3 protein-coding genes are annotated in these 2,844 nt (G+C 36.7%); 1 reads left to right on the top strand and 2 read right to left on the bottom strand.

The window, feature by feature from the left end:
• Positions 1 to 215 precede the first annotated feature (215 nt).
• A complete protein-coding gene (locus ACUVXA_RS19240; protein WP_445872909.1) occupies positions 216 to 1,259 on the top strand; it encodes a zinc-dependent alcohol dehydrogenase in 1,044 nt (347 codons plus the stop codon).
• A 107-nt stretch (positions 1,260 to 1,366) separates the two neighbouring features.
• On the opposite strand, the gene ACUVXA_RS19235 is transcribed toward ACUVXA_RS19240, so the two are convergent.
• A complete protein-coding gene (locus tag ACUVXA_RS19235; RefSeq protein ID WP_445872908.1) occupies positions 1,367 to 1,894 on the bottom strand; it encodes a hypothetical protein in 528 nt (175 codons plus the stop codon).
• Positions 1,895 to 2,409: 515 nt separating this feature from the next.
• A complete protein-coding gene (locus ACUVXA_RS19230; protein ID WP_445872907.1) occupies positions 2,410 to 2,676 on the bottom strand; it encodes a DNA-directed RNA polymerase in 267 nt (88 codons plus the stop codon).
• Positions 2,677 to 2,844 lie beyond the last annotated feature (168 nt).

Below are 2,844 nucleotides of genomic sequence, written 5' to 3'. Positions count from 1 at the left end.
TACAACCCTTGCAAAAACCGTTCTCCAGCTACGGAGATTGAAAGTTTTTTATTAATAAATCATACTGAGTGTAGGGATGGAAATTCTTTTTAAATAAAATATATACGCGTATCAAGATTTATAAATGTAAAAATGTTTCTTTCATAAGGGTTCAATAAAGATATTCTATTTGAATCATAAAAATTAGGAAATTTTGGAAAGGAGAATAGTTTATTATGAAAGCGGCATTGTTTCAAGGGCCTAGCGCTAAACCTATGTTCACGGTTGAAGATGTAGAAAGGCCCAAGCCAAAAGCTAATGAGGTGTTAGTTGAGGTTGAGGCCTCAGCATTGTGTGGAACGGATTTACACATTTTGGACGGAACCCTGCTCAGCAAGGCGTATAAGCAACCGCCATTAATCGTGGGTCACGAGTGGGCGGGAACGGTTGTTGAGGTTGGTGATTCTGCGAATAAATTTAAAGTGGGTGACCGTGTTTTCAGTTCTCCAAATTTTTCTTGTGGGGTTTGTACGTTCTGCCTGCGAGGGAGACCTAATCTATGCGACAGAAGAGGAGTTTTCGGTTTAAACGCCCCGGGGAGCAACGCGGAGTACATAGCAGCACCTCAAGAATCGCTTTACTTTCTTCCAGACGGGATAAGCTTCAAGGTGGGTTCCCTGATTGGCGATACTCTTGGAACCGCTTACCACGCGATTATACGGGTGCAAGTGCAGCCAGGTGATGTGGTGGCGCTTTGGGGTTTGGGACCAGTAGGCATGACTATTGCACAAATGGCTAAGATTGTAGGAGCCTCAAAATTAATAGTAGTTGATGTGGTTCCTTCGAGGCTGGAAGAGATTAGTAAATTGGGTGTAGCCGATTTTACGATAAATGGAAAGGAAAAGGATGCTGTTGAGGAAATAAAAAAGTTGACCGATGGTATGGGTGCAGATATCACCATTGAGGTTACTGGGGTTAATTTGGCTCTGGGACAAGCCTTTGACGCGTTGCGCAAGGGAGGTAAGCTGTTACTAGTGGGGACACACTCTAAAAACTATGATCTCTGGTCTCTTGCCGTAATGTACAGAGAAATGACAATTATTGGTACATTTGCTCATGTTCCGACCGAGGCAGAACAATTCGTAAATCTTGTTGAGTCTGGGAGAATCAAATTAGAAGCTTTAATTAGCCACGAATTTAGTTTAGACCAGGTAAACAAGGCATTTGAGCTTTTCATAGCGAGGAAAACTAATAAAGTAATTCTGTATCCTAAAAAGTAGGTGTTCAATTTTAGTATATACCATACTCATTAAATGAAACGAATTATTCTTATGGTCATATTATTTATTTTTTTAAAACGTTAGGATGAGACTTGATTAACTTTTTCTTATAAACTGGTTTTTGCTGCAAGTCTATTAGATAGAATTAATCCTAGAGAGCCGGATAATGTGCCTAGAATCAGAAAAATTAAGATACCTATCCAGTCAAAATTAAACCCTATTCTAATAGCCTCATTTTGAAGGAATATGCTGAAAACTGAAACACTAAACCCGATTAGTAAACTGTCTGGAAACAGTTTTTTCTCGCCGCTCCATGAAAAGTATAATAATGCTGCTATTGAACCGGTGACGAATGTGGATGCTATTGCATATGTGATATCAAGATTATGATAATATCCATAAAGTGTAATTTGGGAATAATCAGCTCCCGTAATTTTTGAAATGAGGTATGGCCGTAAACCGGCAAACAAAGCCAATAAAAAAAGGCTAAAACCAGCGGACACAAAAACAAATGTTAATCCCCTTTTAGGTGAAAAATCCTCCTCATACTCGATCTCTTCTTCTTTTTTCTCAGACTCACTATCTTTAGAATCTGGCTTACCAACGGTTTCGGGCTCACCTTTTTTTCCGGTCAATCTTAATCCGTCCTACGAGTATAATATTTTTAGGATTCAGTATTTTATGGATGTTAAAAAGCTTACCTATTAAATCAAAATCACTAATAATATAGTTTTATTGGTACTGTTTCAGACTTTCATAATTCATCATAATTCAGATAACCCCTAATCAGGAAGCTAGTGATGATTTAAAAATGATATTTATTAATTGGAATTTTCAGTAGAAACCTCATTTGCTCTATAAAAAAGTCTTCTTTCCACTTAAAAAATAGATAAGCCAACTTAAATAGTATAGTATAAATGTGGCTTCCTAGAGCTAAAGACTGATTATTTTTTATTTAATATAAAGTTCTAAACGAAGATGTACTCTGATTTTTTATCAGACTCTAAGCTTTTCAATGCAGATTTTTGAGCCGCTTTCCCTAGACTCAAGTAAATGGGACACACTAGAGCAGGAGTTTTTGTATTGACTAAATGGTGAATGGGGAATGTACTGATTATGTACTGGTAGTTCTGAAATCTATTTTGCTTTGCTAAGTTTCTCCTTCTTCTGCGTAGAATTCGAGCGCTTGTCTTCTTAGTTCTTCTCGTTCATCCTCGTCTATTTCATATTTCTTCTCAAGATCTTCTTCGACTACTATCGTTTTGTCTTTTGGCGTGTGTGGAATTTTCACTACTATGCGATACTTTTTATTATCGGTTGTTTCCGTTTTGTAGCCACATTTCCTACAAATTAGTTGGCTTTTTCCGTTTTCTTTTTTAGGCATTAAGAGTGTTCCATCTTTTGGACAGAATGACACCGTTTCCACCTTTTTTTGTGTGTTACTCCTACTTATTTTTTTATCCGCTTTATAACGCCACTTACCTATATTTAAATCGTTCTAAGCCATAAAAAATAAAAAAAAATAGATTTTAACCCATGATTTTTCACATGTTCGTATTAAAAAAGCATAAATTATCAAATATAT

This window comes from Candidatus Jordarchaeum sp. (genome assembly GCF_052745115.1).
This window is presented reverse-complemented; position numbering and strand designations above follow the sequence as displayed.

Coding starts and splice junctions, on each gene's coding strand:
- ACUVXA_RS19240 (WP_445872909.1), top strand. CDS start 216: ATGAAAGCGGCATTGTTTCAAGGGCCTAGCGCTAAACCTATGTTCACG.